Source organism: Paracoccus sp. KKT209, assembly GCF_055635455.1.
Genome location: NZ_JBVMWB010000002.1, coordinates 370,798 through 389,684 on the forward strand (window position 1 = coordinate 370,798; position 18,887 = coordinate 389,684).

Annotated in this window: 16 protein-coding genes; 10 read left to right on the forward strand and 6 right to left on the reverse strand. The window is 63.7% G+C overall.

Annotated elements, in window-relative coordinates; translation table 11 throughout:
* The first annotated feature begins 1 nt into the window (after position 1).
* Complete coding sequence (locus ACZ2G3_RS17770) at positions 2-139, forward strand: hypothetical protein (protein ID WP_470399405.1); 138 nt, start codon at positions 2-4, stop codon at positions 137-139.
* A 152-nt stretch (positions 140-291) separates the two neighbouring features.
* Positions 292-1,299 carry an IS30 family transposase gene (locus tag ACZ2G3_RS17775; RefSeq protein WP_470395238.1) on the forward strand — a complete coding sequence of 336 codons (1,008 nt, stop codon included), beginning with the start codon at positions 292-294 and terminating at the stop codon, positions 1,297-1,299.
* A 182-nt stretch (positions 1,300-1,481) separates the two neighbouring features.
* On the opposite strand, the gene ACZ2G3_RS17780 is transcribed toward ACZ2G3_RS17775, so the two are convergent.
* Positions 1,482-2,858: an ISNCY family transposase gene (locus ACZ2G3_RS17780; protein WP_470395236.1), complete on the reverse strand. Its 1,377-nt coding sequence runs from the start codon at positions 2,856-2,858 to the stop codon at positions 1,482-1,484.
* A 457-nt stretch (positions 2,859-3,315) separates the two neighbouring features.
* On the opposite strand from ACZ2G3_RS17780, the gene ACZ2G3_RS17785 reads away from it, so the two are divergent.
* Genes ACZ2G3_RS17785 through arsH form a run of 4 tightly spaced genes read left to right on the forward strand, consistent with a single transcriptional unit; the run spans position 3,316 to position 5,859 of the window.
* On the forward strand, positions 3,316-3,648 hold the full coding sequence (locus ACZ2G3_RS17785) for an ArsR/SmtB family transcription factor (protein ID WP_470399406.1): 333 nt from the start codon (positions 3,316-3,318) through the stop codon (positions 3,646-3,648).
* A gap of 36 nt (positions 3,649-3,684) precedes the next feature.
* Positions 3,685-4,737, forward strand: coding sequence for an ACR3 family arsenite efflux transporter (gene arsB / locus ACZ2G3_RS17790; protein WP_470399408.1), 1,053 nt, complete (start codon positions 3,685-3,687; stop codon positions 4,735-4,737).
* The gene (gene arsC / locus ACZ2G3_RS17795) at positions 4,734-5,153 is read left to right on the forward strand and encodes an arsenate reductase (glutaredoxin) (protein ID WP_470399409.1); all 420 of its coding nucleotides are present in this window, start codon (positions 4,734-4,736) and stop codon (positions 5,151-5,153) included. Before arsB ends, arsC begins: the two co-directional genes overlap by 4 nt.
* Positions 5,146-5,859 carry an arsenical resistance protein ArsH gene (gene arsH, locus ACZ2G3_RS17800; protein ID WP_470399410.1) on the forward strand — a complete coding sequence of 238 codons (714 nt, stop codon included), beginning with the start codon at positions 5,146-5,148 and terminating at the stop codon, positions 5,857-5,859. The genes arsC and arsH overlap by 8 nt, the downstream gene beginning before the upstream one ends.
* Before the next feature lie 432 nt (positions 5,860-6,291).
* On the opposite strand, the gene ACZ2G3_RS17805 is transcribed toward arsH, so the two are convergent.
* From ACZ2G3_RS17805 to ACZ2G3_RS17815, 3 genes are all read right to left on the reverse strand, one after another.
* Positions 6,292-6,657 carry a hypothetical protein gene (locus ACZ2G3_RS17805; protein ID WP_470399412.1) on the reverse strand — a complete coding sequence of 122 codons (366 nt, stop codon included), beginning with the start codon at positions 6,655-6,657 and terminating at the stop codon, positions 6,292-6,294.
* A gap of 519 nt (positions 6,658-7,176) precedes the next feature.
* Positions 7,177-10,119, reverse strand: a complete 2,943-nt coding sequence (locus ACZ2G3_RS17810; RefSeq protein WP_470399413.1) for a polysaccharide pyruvyl transferase family protein — start codon at positions 10,117-10,119, stop codon at positions 7,177-7,179.
* Positions 10,120-10,203: 84 nt separating this feature from the next.
* Positions 10,204-11,709 carry a glycosyltransferase family 2 protein gene (locus tag ACZ2G3_RS17815; protein WP_470399415.1) on the reverse strand — a complete coding sequence of 502 codons (1,506 nt, stop codon included), beginning with the start codon at positions 11,707-11,709 and terminating at the stop codon, positions 10,204-10,206.
* 251 nt (positions 11,710-11,960) lie between these two features.
* On the opposite strand from ACZ2G3_RS17815, the gene ACZ2G3_RS17820 reads away from it, so the two are divergent.
* The 4 genes from ACZ2G3_RS17820 (at position 11,961) to ACZ2G3_RS17835 (ending at position 16,854) form a co-directional block, all read left to right on the forward strand.
* Positions 11,961-12,707, forward strand: a complete 747-nt coding sequence (locus tag ACZ2G3_RS17820; RefSeq protein ID WP_470399416.1) for a sulfite exporter TauE/SafE family protein — start codon at positions 11,961-11,963, stop codon at positions 12,705-12,707.
* An 86-nt stretch (positions 12,708-12,793) separates the two neighbouring features.
* The gene (locus ACZ2G3_RS17825) at positions 12,794-13,804 is read left to right on the forward strand and encodes a serine hydrolase domain-containing protein (RefSeq protein WP_470399418.1); all 1,011 of its coding nucleotides are present in this window, start codon (positions 12,794-12,796) and stop codon (positions 13,802-13,804) included.
* 732 nt (positions 13,805-14,536) lie between these two features.
* On the forward strand, positions 14,537-15,160 hold the full coding sequence (locus ACZ2G3_RS17830) for a nucleotidyltransferase family protein (RefSeq protein WP_470399419.1): 624 nt from the start codon (positions 14,537-14,539) through the stop codon (positions 15,158-15,160).
* A 563-nt stretch (positions 15,161-15,723) separates the two neighbouring features.
* Positions 15,724-16,854 carry a sensor histidine kinase gene (locus ACZ2G3_RS17835; RefSeq protein ID WP_470399421.1) on the forward strand — a complete coding sequence of 377 codons (1,131 nt, stop codon included), beginning with the start codon at positions 15,724-15,726 and terminating at the stop codon, positions 16,852-16,854.
* A 276-nt stretch (positions 16,855-17,130) separates the two neighbouring features.
* Here the strand turns inward: ACZ2G3_RS17835 and ACZ2G3_RS17840 are convergent, their stop codons facing one another.
* Positions 17,131-17,811, reverse strand: a complete 681-nt coding sequence (locus ACZ2G3_RS17840; RefSeq protein WP_470399423.1) for a haloacid dehalogenase type II — start codon at positions 17,809-17,811, stop codon at positions 17,131-17,133.
* A gap of 222 nt (positions 17,812-18,033) precedes the next feature.
* Positions 18,034-18,765 (reverse strand): hypothetical protein, encoded by a 732-nt coding sequence (locus ACZ2G3_RS17845; protein WP_470399424.1) that lies wholly within the window; start codon positions 18,763-18,765, stop codon positions 18,034-18,036.
* Positions 18,766-18,887: the final 122 nt, after the last annotated feature.

Sequence of the window (18,887 nt, forward strand, 5' to 3'; positions counted from 1 at the left end):
GATGGAGCAGTTGGAACGAGAAAGTTGGCATCTGAGCTTCCTATTGCGCGGCGAGGTGTTAACAACGGCAGCAGCCGAACGTTCCTCTTTGGATTATCACGCGGACGTGAAAATGGCTCTGGGGGAAGCTGAAGACTGAGTTTTCAGAAGCCGGACAGCCTGTGCTATAGAATTTCTACAATCTAAAAAGATTGCATAACTATGATTATCCGGCGATGTCGATGTAGAAGGGCACATTCCATTCTGGAATGCATCACTCGATAGTTTCCTGAAGCTATTCAGGAGCATATGATGAGGCGCCCTTTCACCAACCTGACGCTGGACGAACGTCGCGTGATTGCACGAATGCTGCAAGCCAAGGTGCCGAAGACGAAGATTGCGCAGATGCTCGGCCGTGATCGCTCGACCATCACTCGCGAGGTCAAAAGGAACTGGTGGCATGACAAGGATGTCCCGCAGGCTGATGGCTATTGGCATGTGACGGCTCAGTCCCAGGCCGACCGCAGGCGGTCACGTCGGCGCAAGCTCGAGCGTTTTCCAGATTTGCGAGCCGAAGTGATCCGCTGCCTTCAGGAAGGCTGGTCTCCCGAACAGATTGCAGGCCGGCTCAGGATCGAACCTGGCGCCCCGCACAGGCTCTGCCATGAGACGATCTACCAGTATGTCTACTCGGCCGACGGCCAGTCCGCGCAACTGGCGCGCCTCCTGCCCGAGCGGCGCCGGAAGCGGAAACCACGCTATGCCCGCACACCCCGCAACCGGGTTTTTCCTGTGGAAACGAGCATCCATAACCGACCGTCCGAGATCAACGACCGCAGCCAGTTTGGAAATTGGGAGGGTGATCTGATGATCTTCGAACGCGCTCAGGGCGATGCCAATGTGGCCACACTGGTCGAACGGAAGACCCGCTACACCGTCCTGCTGCGCAACAACGATCGGAAGTCCAAGCCCCTCATGAACCGCCTGATCCACGAGATGTCACCCCTTCCCGCCGAGGCGCGGCGCTCGATCACCTTTGACCGCGGTCTGGAGTTCGTGGCCTGGCGTGAGTTGGAAACCGGCATGGGCACGAAGGCGTGGTTCTGCGACCCGCAGGCGCCTTGGCAAAAAGGCTCGGTCGAGAACATGAACAAGCGCATCCGCCGCTACTTGCCCCGGGATACTGCTGTGTTGCAGCTGACGCCTCATTCGATGAAGATGACATGTCGGCGCCTGAACGCCACGCCCCGCAAATGCCTGGGCTACCGAACACCCACCGAAGCGTTTCAAGATGAGCTGATAAGATTGGAGGCACCATGACAAGCCCTGCCCCGCAGGACTGGTGCATTCAGAATGGAGCCTGCATCACCAAGTTAAAACGTCGCGTGTTCCGCCATTTAGAAATGTCGCTGGCCTTGCAGGGAGGCGGTCAGCCGGCCCCGGCCCGCTCTCTCCACAAAGGGCCGTAGGGGCGGGGCCGGCGGCTCTGGGCTCTCATGTCGTCACTCTGCTGGTGGCGGTGCGGCGGCCTGCGCTTCAGCCGCACGCCGTTCAGCACGTCGTTCAAGCCCACTTTTCCTGCCGCCGCCACGCTTGCCGGTCGGGGTATAGCGGGTGCGCTGCTTGCCGACCGCGCCGACCAGCGGAGGATCGGCGTCCTGCTGTGTCTTGATGAAGGCCAGCATGTCGCCGAGGCGCTTGTTCTCGGTGATCGCGGTGTGGGTCACGCGCTGCTGGCTGGGATCGAAGACCCGGTAGGGCAGCTGGATGCCTTTCCAGCGGATCTCGAAAGATCGGTCAGCATAGGCGTAGGTCTCGACATAGCGCCCGATCGCACTGCGTGCATGCTCGCTGTCCTCGAGGATGAACTTCCGGCGCTCGTAATGCACCACGAGGCTCGCGCCGACCTGTCGCTGGTCGCGAATGCAGAGGATGTCAGCCAAACGTGACCCCGGCAGATTGACTGGCCGGTGCAGGTTCTCGGGCCGGGCAGGGGGATGGGCAAAGCGCAGGTTGTGCCGCGCGATGAAGCCGGGCAGGAAAGCGTTGCCCGCCGCCATGTCGCTGATCCCGGCCAGCCGCAATTCCTTGACCAGCCGGTCCTGCAGCGTTCGGTTCGCCCGTTCCACCCGGCCCTTGGCCTGCGAACTGTTTGCGCAGAGGATCTCGACGTTCAGCTCGCTCAAAGCGCGGCCGAACTGTGTCATTCCGTGCCCACTGCGGGCCTCTGTCTTGTTGACGCGGAAAACGCTGTGCTTGTCGGAATAGAAGGCCACCGGCAGACCATGCTCGTGCAGATAATCCGCCAGGGCCGCGAAGTAGCTCTCGGTCGACTCCGAGCGCACGAAGCGCAGATGCATGAGCGCACCAGTGGCATCGTCGATGAAGACCAGCAAAGAGCAAGGCGGAGCGCGATCCTCAAACCAGCGATGCTCGGAGCCGTCGATCTGGATCAGCTCACCCAAGGCTTCGCGCCGCAAACGGGGCTGATGCACGCGGCGGCGCTGCACCCGGCTTTGCCAGATCCCGTCCGCGATCATCCACTTGCGTAGCGTCTCAGAGGAGACCCGGATGCCGTGCCGCTCGGCCAGCTTCTCGGCCGCCAGCGTCGGGCCGAAATCTGGATAATCCTGCCGGATCAGCGACAGGACATAGTCGCGCTTCAAATCGCTGATGCGGTTGTTGGACGGACGGCCTCGGAGCTTGTGCCGCACGGCCATCGCGCCGTCGTCGCGGATGCTTTGAAGCAGGCGCTGCACCTGCCGCGGGCTGAGGCCCAGCAGGTTTGCCGCCGTCACGCTGCGCAGGCTGCCATCCAGCACCTGGGCCAAAACCTCGATACGCTGCAGCTCGCGTTCGCTCATCAGAACCAGTCCCATCTCGAAGCCCCCGGATGATGCTGGATCAAGCTTCACGCGTCAGGGGCTAGGCGACAAACTAACTTTGCCAGTTCGCGACAATCCTACTTTGGTTCTACAGTCGATTGGTCAGCAATGCGCGCTACTGTCGATCCTACGACCTTCGTTATACCGCGCGCCGCAAGGTCAAACGGAGCAGAACCTTGCGTTCGCCATGAATCGGAGGATCCGATGGACACAGCCGCTCAGCGTTTGCCGCCGCTTTGATGCGAGGAGCCCAAGGCTGCCGGTCACAAGCCCCGCGGCATATTCAGTTGCAGCTAATTTGGAGCGGTCATAACTGCTGCCAGGATTATCAAGCAGGGTACTGCAGCTTCTTTAACCGCAGTGTCAAAGACTGGATGATTGGGCCCTTCGCAGAGTGGCGACTCTTAAAACTAAGACTTGTACAGTCTGTTTTTTCCATTAAACATGAAATATGGAAAAGAATCGTACTTTGGACGCTCTGTCCGCCCTCGCACATGACATCCGGCTGGACGTGTTTCGCCTGCTGGTGAAGGCCGGGTCGTCGGGCATGACGGCCGGCGAGATTGCGGCAGGCCTGGACATCCGGCCGAACACGCTGTCGAACAACCTAACGATCCTAACTGCGGCAGGTCTGGTCTGGTCAGTCCGAGAAGGCCGCTCGATCCGCTACTTTGCGAGGATGGAGACGATGCGGAACCTGCTGGGCTTCCTCATGGAGGACTGCTGCGGTGGGCGGCCGGAACTGTGCCAGCCGGTTTTGGACCAGATTGCCTGCAACTGCTGATTCCAGGCCCGACCCCTTATACAAAGGCCAGATGCGATGACCGACATGACACAGCCCCAATCCAGTCCCTTGGGAGCGTTCGAGCGCTGGCTGACCCTCTGGGTCGGGCTTGCCATGATGGCGGGTCTTGCCCTGGGGGTACTGGCTCCCGGTCTGGTGCAGGCCATTGCCGGGGCCGAAGTGGCCTCGATCAACCTGGTCGTTGCCGTGCTGATCTGGGCAATGGTTTACCCGATGATGGTCAGCGTGGACTTCGGCGCCGTCGCTGGTGTCGCGCGACAGCCCAAGGGGCTGCTGATCACGCTGGCGGTCAACTGGCTCATCAAGCCCTTCACCATGGCGCTGCTGGCGGTCCTGTTCTTCGATCATGTTTTTGCCCCCTGGATCGCGCCCGACGATGCGCAGCAATACATCGCTGGCCTGATCCTGCTGGGCGCCGCGCCCTGCACCGCGATGGTCTTTGTCTGGTCACAGCTGACACGGGGGGACCCGACCTACACGCTGGTGCAGGTCTCGGTGAACGACATCATCATGGTCGTCGCCTTCGCGCCCATCGTCGCGCTGCTGCTGGGCGTGACCGAGATCGTGGTGCCGTGGCAGACGTTGGTGCTGGCAACGGTCCTCTATGTCGTGCTGCCGCTGGCGGCGGGCCTGCTGACGCGCCGCGCGCTTGGCAGCCCTGCACGGATCGAAGCCTTCGCGACGCGGGTGAAGCCCTGGTCGATCATGGGGCTGGTCGTTACGGTCGCGATCCTCTTCGGGCTGCAGGGGCAGACGATCCTGGACCGGCCCGCCATCATCGCGCTGATCGCGGTGCCGATCCTGATCCAAAGCTACCTGATCTTTGCTCTTGGCTACGGCGCCGCCTATCTCATGCGCGTGCCGCACCGGATCGCCGCCCCTTGCGCCATGATCGGCACGTCGAACTTTTTCGAACTGGCGGTGGCCGTCGCAATCAGCCTCTTCGGCCTCAACTCCGGCGCGGCGCTGGCGACGGTCGTGGGCGTGTTGGTCGAGGTGCCGGTGATGCTGTCCCTTGTGGCCTTCGCCAACCGCACACGCGCCCGCTTTCCGGAGACCCCTGCATGATCGTCATTCACCACAACCCCGCCTGCGGCACATCACGCAATGTGCTGGAGATCATCCGCGCCTCGGGCGCCGAGCCTGTGGTGATCGACTATCTGTCCGAGGGCTGGACGCGCCCGCAGTTGCTGGCCTTGCTGGCGGCGGCAGACCTGACACCGCGCCAGGCGCTACGAACCTCGAAATCACCCGCCGCTGAGCTGGGGCTGCTGGAGGCCGGCGTCACGGACGCCCAAATCCTGGACGCGATGCTGGCCCATCCGGTTCTGGTCAACCGCCCTATCGTCGTATCGCCGAAGGGCGTGCGCCTTTGCCGCCCGTCCGAAACCGTGCTGCCGCTGCTGGACAGCCTGCCACCCGGGCCCCTCTACAAGGAGGACGGGCAGATGATCCTCAACGAGAAGGGCCAGATCATTGACTGACCTGCCGAACATCAAGGCCGCTTGCTTCGAGGCCATCGACCCTGAGCGCCTGTTCCCTGCCAGGCGCAGCACCCACCCGCCGCGCATCCTGCTGCTCTACGGCTCACTGCGCGAGCGCAGCTTCTCGCGCTTCACCACAGAAGAGGCCGCGCGCCTCCTCACGGCCCTGGGGGCCGAGCCGCGCATCTTCGACCCGCGCGGGCTGCCTCTTGCCGACGCGACCGAGGCCGACCACCCCAAGGTCGCCGAGCTGCGCGACCTGGTCGGCTGGTGCGAAGGCATGGTCTGGTGCTCGCCCGAGCGCCACGGCGCGATGTCGGGCGTGATGAAGACGCAGGTCGACTGGATCCCGCTGTCCCTGGGCGGCGTACGCCCCACCCAGGGCAAGACGCTGGCGGTGATGCAGGTCTGCGGCGGCAGCCAGAGCTTCAACACGGTCAACCAGCTGCGCATCCTCGGCCGCTGGATGCGGCTCCTGACGATCCCGAACCAGTCTTCCGTTGCCAAGGCCTGGGACGAGTTCGACACGGAGGGCCGCATGAAGCGCTCGCCCTACTATGACCGGATCGTGGACGTGATGGAGGAACTGGTGCGCTTCACTTTTCTGACCCGTGACATCAAGGATCACCTTGTGGACCGCTACTCCGAGCGCGTGGAAAGCCGAGAGGCGCTGTCGAAGCGCGTAAACCAGGCAAACGCCGTGTGAAGTCATAAGCGACGAGCGGGGCACCTGCAGTGAACCTTGGGAAGGGCGGGCGATGCAGCGGTTCCGCAATCCAAGCAACCGCCTCGAGTTCCACCTGTACAGCCCATAGAGGCAGAAACCGCCTGCAGCTAGCTTGGCATTCCGCTCGGGGCGCTTCTACATTACTCCGGCAGGCGACAAAACTCTGTGGCGAAAACTAGCGGCACGTGCCGGCGCGGTTGCCAGCACTAGGACCAAATTGTCCTTCCCGTCACGCAACGTAAGCTTCTCAAGGACGGCCTCGCGCCAACAATCGTCCCAAGTCGAGGGAGTTCTGTTGGCTTTCAGTACTGCCTTGGCACCTGCCTATGACGCTGCCTACACAACAGTCTGTCGTGCAGGCGCAATTTCGTACGAAAGCAGCTGCGTCAGCAGCCCCGCGGCACGTCTCTGCTACTGCCCCTCCATGCCGCGACCCCTCGCCACCTGGGCATGCTGAACCACGGTCCATTCCTCATGTTCGATCCGGCGATAGACCGAAGTACAGGCGGCTTCAAAGACCGTCTCGCCCTTCTCCGCCTTCACTTCATAACCGACAACAATCAGCCCCTCCTGAGGACGAGAGACGTGCTGGTTCGAGAACGCGACCTTGTCCCAATCCGGCGTCCCGGTAACGGCTTCGACGGCAGCTTCGCCCTGAAAGAGAAACGGGGCGTGGCTCAGTGCCATGACACATTCCGAATCGACCCGCTCGTGATAGCGATCCTCGGATGCTTGCCAAAGGCTTTCTTCGAAGTTCCAGACCCGCTCATCGTCCATTCCGCATCCTCCAATGTTCAACTGTGACAACCTCGAGGAACCGCCGCGGTTCCCACGGCCATGAGCAGCGACATGTGGCGCCAGTCCTCTACACTCAGCCGCTCGGTCACCGAACGAGAAGAAATAGATCAAAATCCACGCGGCCTCACCTGGACCCCGCCCGCACTGCTCTGCAACCCACCTTCCAGAGACGCGGGCCAAGGTCGGACCCGCTTGCGTCAAGCCGGGCAATTGGTCGGAGCAGAACACCAGCCATACAACCCTCCTGCGCCGGGAACCTGGTGAGGATGCCTTCGACGCCCCGGTCCCCCGCCCGCTATCGCGTTGCCTGCGAAGACGATCCTCTCGTCGAAATCGTGGCAATCATGCTCAACCTTGAACGTTTTTGACGCCAGCTTAGCAGCACCTTCCGTTGCTTGGCGCTTTCTTGTCTCGAACTACCCAAGGCAGCGTCAGTCCAGTTTCATGACGCAGGCCAGCCGCTCCCTCGCAGGCAGAGTCCAGATGACATGCAAGGCCCTACAGCTTACCGGCCCCTGCCCCGTGATCGGCCGCCACGGCAAAACCCGGAGCAAAGGCTTGCAAAAGAACCGTATCGATCCGACCATTGTGCAGGTTTCTTCCGATCCACCGGAGCAACGGCCCGATGGCTGCGACTTGCGGGTCGATCGGTTGTGGATGGGGCCAAGCCTGCAGCGCCTCCGTTGCGGCTGCCTGCACAAGGGCCGACTGCTTGCGGGCCGTCGTGACCGCGGACAGCAGGCGCAACGTCGAACGCATCCGTCTGGAGAATGCCTTATGATTGCGTGTCTGGCGCCACACCGACAGGCTTTTGGCGCGGGTCCGTTGGCGCAGGATCTGCACGAAGATCTCGGCGACCGAACTGTCGGCAAGGGTCCTGGGCCGTACGAAGGGGAGGGCCCGGCTGCCGTATTCCTCCTCCATCAGCAGGCGGAACCTGACCGCCTTCTGCTTGTGGTTGAAGCCGCCGCTCTGGGTTCGGGCCGCGATGTCGGCGGACACTTCCTTTGCCGCCAACGCGCCGCTCGCGATGCCCTCACGGATGATCTGGTCGGCCAATGGCGTGCGCGTGACGATGACGCTGTTTCCCATGCCGTCCTGCTTGTATTCCGGCAGCCAGGCATCGCCGAGCGAGATGTCCGCCAGCTCCGTCATGACATCGGTGCAGAAATCGCAGGCCCGGGACTTGAACAGCCCGGTCCCCCACATGTCCCCCAGCCTCTGCATCCGGACACGATGCTCCTGTCCGTCGGCGATCCCCGTGGCCGCAAAGGAATAGTCACTGGACAGCCGCTCCGGGGATTTGATCCGGTATTCCGGATCCCGGTACACCCCGTCAATCCCGGCGCTCTTGGCAAGAAAATCGGTGTAGAACCGGCTTTTCAGGCCGCCGCAGATGATCCCGGACAGAAACGGGATCTTGTCGCGAAGCTGCGGATGATAATGCTGCTTGAGCCTGATCGCCTTGATGAAGCAGGCCACGCCAGATATGGCAACTCTTCCCTCCACTGCCTCGATGACCGAAAAAAGCTGGTCCAGCGAAACGGGAAAATATCTGGTCCTGGACGTGGTCTCGATCTCATCGTCCCTGCCGAACAGCTGATAGGCATATTCCCCGTCACCCGCCTTGCGCACGACAAAGAGCCAGTCGACATGGCCCTGCCGCAGGAGCTGGTCGAAGACATAGGAGACGACGCCGCCCGACGACGAGGTTGGCCGGAAAACCGTGCTGTAACCGACATAGGTGCCCAGGAACCGGCCCAAGCGCGGGTCAGACTTGCCGGTGTCGCGCAGGAACAGTCCGGCCAGCGCATCCTCGTCCTCCACGGCCTTTTCAGGCGCCGGATTGAAGGGACAGACGCGAACGGCATGCGCGGGAACGGGACCGGAAACCGCACGGGGCTCAATAAACCCATCCATGGTCCAGACCATCTTCAGTGCCCCCTGCGCCTCGGACACGCAAAGGCCGCACCCGGTGCAGTGGACGTTCAGCGGATGTCTGTCTGCACCAGGATCGGCCTTCCGGGCAACCAGATCCAGCGTGGCGGATGCCGGCGCCGGCGCCTTTTTGACTTCGCAGCCGGCTTCGGCAGCACCAACCGTGCCATGCCGGTCATGCACTCCGGCCAAGGCCTTTGTCAAGAACCGCAGGGATCGCATGCGCAGCGCCTTGACGCGCCGGTTGACCCCACGCCAGTCGACCGGTGCCAGGAGCCTCTGCAGGTCGACCTCCTCGGCACCAGTGACGATCCGGTCCTGCAGCCCCACCGCCCCAAGTAGGGACTGGAACCGCGCCAGCCCTCTTTCGGCATTCCCATAGGCCAGGAAGGGCTTGTTGAAGATGATCGAAAAGGCGACCCCGTGGAATGAATCGGTGACAACGAAGGCCGCGTTGCGGAACGAGGTCAGCCACCCCTCGACCGTCTGGTCGCCCCCCTTCGCCTTCAGCGGATCGGCCGAGGCGAAAGGCTGCCCGCTGGCCGTGCGCGGCTCGACGCCAAGCGCCGCGGCCAGTCGCGAGACGACCTCCTGCTTGTCGGGCGTCGCGTCCAGGACATAGGTCAGCAGATGACCACCCGGCGCCTGACGCTGCTCCTCGCACAGCAGAGTGGCATAATCATCCTGGGACAGCAGCAGGGTCGGGTCCAGAACATGTTCGGCCTCGACCCCGAACATGTCGCGGCACAGGGTCACCGCGCTGTCCTCACGAACAGAGACCGCGTCGAAATCCTTCAGCAAGGATGCGGCAAGAGCCTTGTCCTTGGGGCCGTATTCATCCCGGTCGCTGCCAAAGGACGCCGCATAGGAGATGCGCCGCGTGGGACGGGTGCTCCCGTTCAGAAATTCCAGGAAGAAGTCCGGCAGGATGCCCCGGGCGTATTTCGGACGCCAGACCTGGTCGCTGCCGACGATGACCGCGTCCAAGTCATAGCGGTCAACCTGCGCCGCCAAGGCGGCGCTGGAGGGAAACTCGCGCGAGATCGGCGTCACGTGCCGCTCCACGAACAGGCGGTTCTGCACGTTTTTCCCCAGACCGATCCTGTCGGAATAGATCAGGGCTTCGGCCTCCGGCGCCGCGGAGGGTTCCTTGGCGCCGTGCCGCCTGTTCAGCAGGACCGGCCGATGGCCGAGGTTGCGCAGGGTCTGCATCAGCGCAAAGGCCTGAAGGTTTCCGCCATAATTGCGGTTCATGGGCAGCGTCAGGATGCCGATCTGCAGGGATCGCGCTCCGCGGTCGGCCAGCGGTTCCCCCGCATCCCCTCGCCCGCTTTGCTGCGGCGTCTCGGCGCTCTCCGCTGCGGGCTCCGTCTTCTGCCGCTTCCCCTTCTTTCGTGCCTTTCGATCATCCGGAACATCAAGCGCCAATGCCCCTCGCAGCAGGTCGGCCGCCAGGGGACCGGAGGGACCCCGCCCCTCGATGTCGCGCAGGGCGCTCGCCACCTCGTCCGGCCGGTCCAGATTGAGGACGACCGCCTGCGGATGATCCTGCAGATAGCGCCGGATGCGCAGCCGCGGGTCCTCCAGCTACCCCGCCCGGATCAGGGCGGCCACCTCGGCCGCCGTCTCGGCTCCGGTCAGGACCTCGCCAGGCGAAGGCAGGCCGCGTTGCGGCCGCAGAAGATGCCTGGCCTTGGATTGTGCGACATGGGCCGGATAGCCGGCAAGCAGGTTCGCGTCGTCGCGTGTCAGGACAACCAGGATCTCATCGTCCAGGGGCCAGCTGTCCTCCGGAAGGGCGCGGCGCTGGTTGTGGAACCAGCGCACACCCAGGCAGGCCGTGCGGTCGTTCTTCTGGGCGCGCTTCAGGCCCTCGACCAGGTTGGTGATCGGTCGGCGGCCGAACTTCTGTTCGGGCCAAAACATCACGCCGTTCTTGCGCGTCTGCTTGGACATCCGCCACAAGATCCCGGCCGCGTCCGCAAGGCCCGCATCCGTCAGGCTGAGCAGGGTCGAACGTGGGATGTCCCCCTCGATCAGCGTGTCGGTCCGGACCACGGGCGACATCTGCGTCACCAGGTCCCGGGACTGCTGGACATCCTGCGCATCCATCTGCCCGGCCGTGCTCTTCTCCAGGATGGCGCGCAGCTGCTGCACATCCGGCTTGGCAAGGATCTTTGAAAGCCGCTCGAACCGTGCCGCCACGGAGCCTTGGTGCAGGCCTGACAGGACCGGGTCCGCGAACAGACGTTCGTATTCCTGCCGAAAGCCCTGAACATTGTCGGCGACCACCAGATCGGAAACCTGGTTCTTGTCCGCGCCCCGCCAATAGTCGATCCCGTGCCGGTTCGAATTCATCAGCCCGTCGCCGCGAAAGATCTTGAGCAGGTATTCGTCCAGGCTCTTGATCATGAAATGCGCCACTTCCGCCAGGTCGCGGTGGATCGTCTGGCGCCCTCCGTTCCAGGTCAGCCCCTCGCGCGCCAGGGTCTGGCCGCCGGCATCGATCCAAACCTGCCCGGCCGTTGCGGCGACCGGCTCTCCCCGCTTCATGACGTTCTTGGGGAAATGGATCGCCAGCCGCAGCTTGTCCCCTGTCCGGAACAGGGTCTTCACCCCCACCTTGGGCAGGTCCGAGGCATCCATGGACTGCGTGAACCGCTCGATCACCGGCCGGTCCTGGAACTCCGTGTTGTGCGACGATCCGAAGATCCGCCACGGGATCACCATCATGTCCGCGGACCGGTCCTGCATGGCTTCCACAAGCACGTCCAGAGTATGGGGCGGCTTCTTGACGACCAGGAATTCGTCGGCATCCAGGACCATGACGAAGTCCGCAGATTTGACCTCGGGCGTCAGGTTGGCGATCTTGAGTGCGCGGGAATGCGGCTTCTGTCCGACCGGAACCTTGTTCTCGTAATAGCTGATCGCGCCCATCTCGTGCAGGCGCAGCAGCATCTCGTGGGTGCCGTCGGTGCAGTCGTTCGCCAGGACGACCAGCCGGTCAAAGCCGATCGCCCGGTGATAGGCCACCCATTCGATGATATAGGGCGCTTCGTCCTTCATGGATGTGACGAGGGTCGAGATCGGCATGGAGCTCCTGCTGTTTCATCCCTATGGGACGTCCTGGTCACAACACCCTTCGAAGGCACCCGTTTTTTCAGGTTACAGACGCCCCTGTGGCTCTGCAAGGACGCAGCCCCGGCGCATCTGGGGCAACCCCGGCGTGCAGGACGAATTCGCGCCAAAGTTGCACCAGAGCCACGTTCCGCAGCCATGACCGGCCGTCCCGTTTGCAGATGCCGCCGCTCTCGTGCAATGGGAGGACCGACAGGAGGTGGAGAATGGAACTGCTCATACTGGTCGCGGCAGGTCTGGCCTCGGGCATGCTGAACGCCGTGGCGGGAGGCGGGACCTTCATCAGCCTGCCCGCGCTGATCTGGCTGGGCGTGCCGCCTGTCAGCGCGAATGCGACGGCCACCTTCAGCGCCCTGCCCGGCTATCTCACGGGCGCATGGGGGTTTCGCCGGGACATGCAGGCCGAAGGGACGCTGTCCTTGCGCGCCATCGTGGCGATCGCCTCCATCGGCAGCCTGATCGGTGCCCTGCTGCTGATCGTGACGCCTGGGGACGCGTTCCTGGCGATCGTCCCCTGGCTCTTGCTGCTGGCGACCACGCTCTTTGCCTTCGGCCCGCGGATCCTGGCCGCGATCCGCAACCGCGGCGGCGGCCCGGCGGGCGCAGGCCTGTCGGGAATGGCGATCCTGGCGGTGGCGATCTATGGCGGCTATTTCAACGGCGGCCTGGGGATCATGCTGCTGGCCGCCTTCGGGATGATCGGCTATGTCAACCTGCATGGCATGAACGGGCTGAAGAACGTCCTGTCGGCGCTGCTGTCGATGATCTCGTCGATCACCTTTATCCTGGCCGGCCTGATCTCGTGGGAACATGCGGTGGCGCTGTCGCTCAGCGCGGCGATCGGCGGATACCTCGGCGCGACCGTCAGCCGCCGGATCACCCGCCTCGACCTGCTGCGCCTGTTCATCACGGTCGTTGGGGCGGCGATGACCGTTGCCTTCTTCCTGCGATAGACGCAGGCGCCCCAACCCCGTGGCGCGGCGCGTCGCCCACGCAAGCGTGATTGCCCAGGTGCGCGGGCTGTCCCCATATCGTCTGGATGAAAAGACGCGCCCTCATCCTGACCGCTGCCGCCCTGCCCCTGCTGGCGGCCCCCCGCCTTGCCCGTGCCGGCCTTGCCCCGCTGCTGGCCGAAGCTGGGCAACTGCCGCCCCTCCGCGCCATCGCCATCTGGCGCGCCGACGGTGCGGCCGGATCCGAACTGGCCGCGCAAGGCTATAACGGCTTTGACCCCGACAGTCCCACGAACATCAAGTCGGCCTCCAAATCCGTTATCTCGGCGCTGACCGGCATGGCCATCGATCGCGGCCTGCTGGAGGGGGCGGATCAGCACGTGGCCCCGCTGCTGCGACCGGACCTGCCCGCGAACCCGGACCCGCGCCTGGCCCAGGTGACGCTTGGCAACCTGCTGTCGATGCAGGCCGGGCTGGAACGGCAGTCCGGACAGAACTATGGCCGGTGGGTCAGCAGCCCGAACTGGGTGCGCAGCGCGCTGGCCGCACCCTTTGTCCAGGACCCCGGCACGCGGATGCAATATTCCACAGCCTCGAGCCACTTGGTCGCGGCGATCCTGACCCGCGTCTCTGGCCGCCCCCTGCTGGAGGTGGCGCGCGACTGGCTGGGGCTGGTGCCGGGATTCCGCATCACCGGATGGGACCGCGATCCGCAAGGCGTCTATCTGGGCGGAAACCAGATGGCGATGAGCACCCGGTCCCTGCTGGCCTTCGGCACGTTGTATGCCCAGGGCGGCCGGGCTGGCAGACACCAGGTCGTGCCGCGGGACTGGATCCGCGAAAGCTGGCAGCGCCGCACCACCAGCATCTTCAGCGGCCAGGGCTATGGCTATGGCTGGTTCCTAGGGCAGATGGCGGAGCGCGACGTGCGCTATGGCTGGGGCTATGGCGGCCAGATGATCTATGTCTTTCCGCCCGCCGGGCGACAGCCCGCCATGGCGATCGCCATGACCTCGGACCCGGACCTGCCGTCGGGGCGGACAGGGCATCGGGACATGCTGCACCGCTTGGCCGCCCGGATCGCGGCGGCGGTCTAGACCGAAGGGACTGATCTCGCCTGCCACGCCGCCGGAGGAAGGCGCCGTGGCCGCAGTCGGCGCATCACCCTCCGAAGTTGGGCCTGCGCTCGAGCGGCTGCACCTCTGTTCAGCCGATGCGCCGGCGCCTTGGTGTTAGCCAGAGCCTCGCCCACGACGACAGCCTGTTTACCACCCTTGTCGCATGAAGACGCCCGGTCAGAACCGAGTTTTCGGTGAAGCGCAACATAAGCTGGCGCGGCAACCCGTTACCGAGGGAGACATTGCGCCACCGGGCGTTACGCCTGTCATCAAAGCGGCGACGACCAACTTCGCCCTTTCGCCGGCAAGACCATGTTGCAAGCCGGCGCTGCGGCGCCGGTTGCCCCATTCCCGTCGGAACAGCCAAACTCCTGCCGGACCTGCAGGACCAGACCCTAATCTGCGGGTCGCCGGCCGCAGTGGTCATCCTGCAGACTTGCACATGGATGGATTGCCGCCGAAGCGGCCAGGTCACATCATCCTGGGCAACCACAGCGATACCTGCGGCACCGCCACCAGAATGACTCGGCAGACCAGCATCGCCAGCCCTTCCCACGGAAGGTTGTGGCGCCGTTACCTCAGCAGCGCAGACCTGAGGTGGCCAACACGGTCTGTCGCGAGCCCACTGAGCCTCGCGGGGCAACCTTTCCCCTGCTAATATCGGATAAAGCCCTCCACGGCCGAACCAGACAACCGCTAGCGGAGAACCGGATGTTCGCAGAACGCACCGAGACGGATCTGCAGCCGGGCATCCTGCTGCTGGCAGCAGGTCGGTCGTCCCGGATGCGCGGAGAGGACAAGCTGCTGCGGCACATTTCCGGCATCCCACAGTTGCGGCGAATTGCGTTGGCGGCGGTCGCGACAGGCTGTCCCGTGATCGCCGCGCTGCCAGTGACGGGCAGCGACCGCAGGGCGGCGCTGGCTGGACTGAACGTGACGCAACTGGACGTTCCGGATCGCGACGAAGGCATTGCTGCCTCCCTGCGTGCGGGCGCGGCGCTGGCGGCAGGCCGGGCGCTAATGGTGATCCAGGCGGACATGCCGGAACTGACCGCGGCGGACCTGACGCGGATCTGCCAAGAGCATCGTCGCATACCCAAGGCGCTGTTGCGCGCAGAGAGCGACGGCCTACCCGGTAACCCGGTTCTGTTTCCTGCCGATCTTGTCCCGGCACTGTTGTCGCTGACAGGCGATGTCGGCGCACGCGAGGTCGTTGCAGCCTACCGGCACAGGGTCGTTCTGGTGCCGCTCCCGCCGCGCCATGCGACTCTGGACCTGGACACGCCTGAGGAGTGGGCAGCATGGGAGGCCCAGTACCGTGCTGAGGGACTGTAGAGCACCGCCGGCGGGGCAGCAGCAGTAAGTGCGAAACCATGCTCCGACAGGAGCTACTCCCAAGGCGCATCGCACAACGGCAAGCCATGGCATTGATCAATATCATCCTGCACAGCACATGCCGATCTTCTACCCGCGGCTTGCCATGGCTCTCAGGGAAGAGCGGCTTCAGCGCTCCATCTGCACCTCGATCGGCCAGAATAGGTTGCTCATCATCACCCGCGCAAGTTCGGGAGGTTGAGCCACGCAGGCCGGACAGCCTCAAGCAGATCAATGGCTCCTGACCTTAAACGGCTTCGAAAGCGCCGCCGGTAATGGCGGCACCGCCCGCGTCCCTCGCAAATCCAGGCGACAGGTCAAGTGATACAGGACCCGCCATCCGGCGGTCACTTGGGTAGCATTCCCTTACGACGACTGGACCGACGTGCCGCCCTGCTCAGGTGGCAATAGTCGGACCGCATCGGCTGTTTTCCCTGTCATGCGGCCAATCGAGCCGCGGTCAGGCTCTCGAAAGACACAAGTCTCGCATTGTGCCGATGTGCGGCTGCTTCTAGGTTTGCTGCATGAGCGACCTATTTTCTCCCATGCGCCCCTTTCCTGCCACCGGCGGCGAATGCGCCACGATCCTGAACGCAATGGATTGGTCGGATCACCCCTTGGGCGAGCCGACGCTGTGGCCCGCCGAGTTGAAGACCGCCGTGCGGATCTGCCTGACGTCCAAATTCGCGGCCATGGTGCATTGGGGGCCCAGGCACTATACCTTTTACAACGACACTTATGCGGCCCGACTTGGACGCAAGCACCCCGGCCATTTGGGGCAACCGGCCCATGACTGGTGGTCGGAAATGTGGAACCAGCTGGAACCGTTCTTCCAGGCGGTTCTGGCGGGCGAGAGCTACTATACGGAGAATGCCCGCTATACGCCCGACCGGGACGGGACTTCGCGCGAAGCCTTCTTCACGCACAGCCACAGCCCGATCTGGGATGACGCAGGTGTCGTTCGGGGGATTTTCCTCACTGTTGTCGAAACCACTGCCCAACTCGAGGCGGAGGCCCGCGCCGAGTTGCTGATGGGCGAACTCAAGCATCGCATGAAGAACATGCTGGCCATCGTGCAGGCCGTCGTGAACCAGTCAGTGCGCCGCGCCGACAGCAAGGAAGATGTCGCTACCATCATCCATGCACAGATCGCGGCCCTGGGCCGGGCGCATGATCGCTTGACCCGAACCAACCATGTCGATGTGCCCCTGTCCGAGCTTGTGAGCGCCTCCGTGGATATTGAGGGTCCCTATGGCGACCGGATCCACGCCGGGGGCCCGGACATCGCGATCGGTTCGCAGGCGACAATGGCCCTGACCATGATCCTGCACGAGCTGAACACGAATGCGATGAAATATGGCGCCCTGGCAAATGAGCAGGGCCGCATACATATCTTGTGGCGGGAGCTGGGGGATGTCCTGGAACTGACTTGGCATGAGGATCAGGGTCTTGCCGTGACCCCTCCGGCGCGTCAGGGCTATGGGACGCGCTTGATCATGGCGCTTGCGGGTGACCTGGGGGAGGGCGTTCAGATCGACTACCTGCCCGGCGGCATCAGGTTCATGCTGAGGGCGGACCTGTCGAAGGTCAAGGCAGTCGCGCCTGAGGCAGGCATCATGCAGCAACCCACCAGCGTAGATACAGGGGCCTACTGACACTCGTGTTCGCGAATGCCCAGGGGCACGCCTGCTGGCCCGTTCAAGCGTGCGGCCAGCGGATCAGGCAAAGTGATGATCCGTCCCAGTGGTGCCAACCGCGCTCCCACGCTTCTGTCGCGGGCGTCGGGACACCTCCGGTCACCAGCCGGATGCGGAGCGGCAGGTGCATCCAGCAACGGCGCGGCTGTGCGTGTCGGGGCTAGATCGGGATGCAGATGCCGCACCGCCACGCTCGAACGCAATTAAGGGCTAACGGCGCGTCCCTTCAAGGTATCAGGGCCAGCGGTCCGAGATCTGCGATGCCAGTTTGGTCAGGGTGCCGGCGACCAGATCGGGCATCGGCGCGACCTTTAACAGGGGGGCGTTGACGCCATGCGTCACAAGGGCGCCCTTTCCGCCCAAGGCCTGCATGCCGATCGTGTCCCAGACATGGCAAGCCACCAGGCAAAGGTCGGCGATCGGCACCTGCAGCGCGTGCGACACCAGTTGATAGGTCTGCGGCGCGGGCTTGAAGCAGCCGGTGGGCTGCACGCTGAAGCTCCTTTCAAAGAAGCTGGCCAGGCCCGACCGTTCCAGTGCCGAGGGACCGTCGGACGGCGGCGAATTTGTCAGGGTGACCATCCGGAAGCCCTGGTCCCGCAGTTGGGTCAGGGCCTGGGCTGCATCTGCGTGGGGCGGTAGCCGGACGATGGCCGCGCTCAGCCGATCCAGGTCATCCTCGCCCAGGTCCCTACCCCGGATCGTCCCCACCATCCGCAGCACCGCGCGGGCAATATCCGCAAAATTGCTTGGGACCCCGGCCAGGGTCAGGGTCTGAGAATAGAGGATCAGCTGGGCGAACCATTCGCGCATCACCCGCTCATCTCCAAAGAGATCCGCGAATACGGGATGCAGGTGTTCCAGGTCCAGCAATGTTTCGTTCACATCGAAGACCAGGACGGGCTTGGTGGTCATCACTTTCTCCTCCATGTCGTGTTCGGCCTCTGGCTGGACCGATCATCTGGATCTTGCCGGAATTAACGCACGGCGACCTGCGCAGGTCCCGATGCACCGATTTGCTCCAGTGCGGTTATGGCTGCGGCCTCTGGCAGATAATGGTCCTGACTTTGTGAAGTCGTCACGGTTCGAACGTATTAGGAAGATCGTTGGCCGTGACATCGGCATTGTCAAACGGGCCTAGATGGCCAAAAGCAAGAGCGCATAGGCCGCGGCCGCGCCGACGAAGGGCCAGAGCCGGCTTTCCCTGTCTTCCGGCAGTTCCTCCTTGAGGACGTTCAGGACCACACCGCCGGCGATGAAGCCGAAGAGCAGCGCGATCCAGATTTCCGGCAGATCGGCGAGACGGCCGAGCAGCCAGCCCCCAAGGACCGCGCCAGCGAGGATCCAGCGGGCAATGCGATCGTAGCGCTCCTGATGATCCTGACGCAGGCCGAAATCGTTGGTGACGAAGTGGAGCGCCATCGCCACGCCATAAGCCAGAAGAGACCAGCCCCCGGTCTCCTCCCGGTGCAGCAGCAGATAACCGATGATCACGTTGTAGACGGAAAAGGAGCCGATATGGAACCAGAAGGTCCCCGCATCGGGCAGGTGGCCTTTATTTCGCTCGGCGGTGCGCTTGCGCGACACGCGGATGGCGCGCTCCAGGCCGTAGAAGACGACGAGGCCCGTCAGCGCAAGCGAATAGACCAGACCTTCTGCCGTGGCCTCGCTTGTGCCCAACTCCTCAGCGAAGGTCTGCTGATGCGCCGCAAGCTCGGGAAGAACGTGAAGGAAAACATAGGCCACAGCCACACCGCCTGCGGCCGACAGCCAGCGGCTGCGCGGGGCCTGATCAAGAAACCTCATCCGACCGATCCCCAGATGAACCAGGGCGAAAAGGCCGGCAAAAAGGAGGCTGGTGATCGTCATGGAGATGAAATCCGCAGAGACCGGGACAAGTTCCCGACCTCCCTCCTCGACCGGGCAAGGCACAGCTCCCTAATTCTTGCCCATTGACCCGATGCTCAGTTGAAACCACGGCTCCGGATCGT